Source organism: Sulfitobacter sp. G5_S2_6_S6 (assembly GCF_054968505.1).
Map to the genome: position 1 here is coordinate 1 of NZ_JBQKUI010000029.1, position 516 is coordinate 516.

Annotated in this window: 2 tRNA genes; both read left to right on the forward strand. The window is 57.0% G+C overall.

The annotated features are described in order from the left end of the window. Nucleotides 1–216: 216 nt before the first annotated feature. Nucleotides 217–293, forward strand: a tRNA-Ile gene (locus ACTRWK_RS17515). A 20-nt stretch (nt 294–313) separates the two neighbouring features. Beyond that, nucleotides 314–389: transfer RNA gene (locus ACTRWK_RS17520), tRNA-Ala, on the forward strand. Nucleotides 390–516: the final 127 nt, after the last annotated feature.

The following is a 516-nucleotide window of genomic DNA, read 5'->3' on the forward strand; positions in this document are numbered from 1 at the left end:
GCCTTTCGGACCGAGCCGTCCTCATATCTCTTCAGCAAGCGTCTCACGCAGTGAGGCGCGAAGCCCCGACAGGGTATTTGCGCAGCAAATGTCCCGTAAGGGGTGGGGTTGCCTAAAGCGCCCAAAGTAACACGCCTGACGCTGGCCCTTCTCGGCATCTTTTGAAGTCAAAAGAGCCTGCCAGGGCGACGCGCAGTTCGCAAAGCGAACTACGCTGGGTCGGTAGCTCAGGTGGTTAGAGCGCACGCCTGATAAGCGTGAGGTCGGAGGTTCAAGTCCTCCTCGACCCACCAGTATCCCGCAAGGGTTTGATGGGGCCTTAGCTCAGCTGGGAGAGCGCCTGATTTGCATTCAGGAGGTCAGGAGTTCGATCCTCCTAGGCTCCACCAAGATCTTTCCGAGGGAAAGATCGTCGCCCAAACAGGGTTTTGCGAAGCAAAGCACGCGTTGGGCAAGCATACGATTTGACCATTAAGCACTGTACGCAGTTCTTAATCGTCCAATCGGACGGCGCGA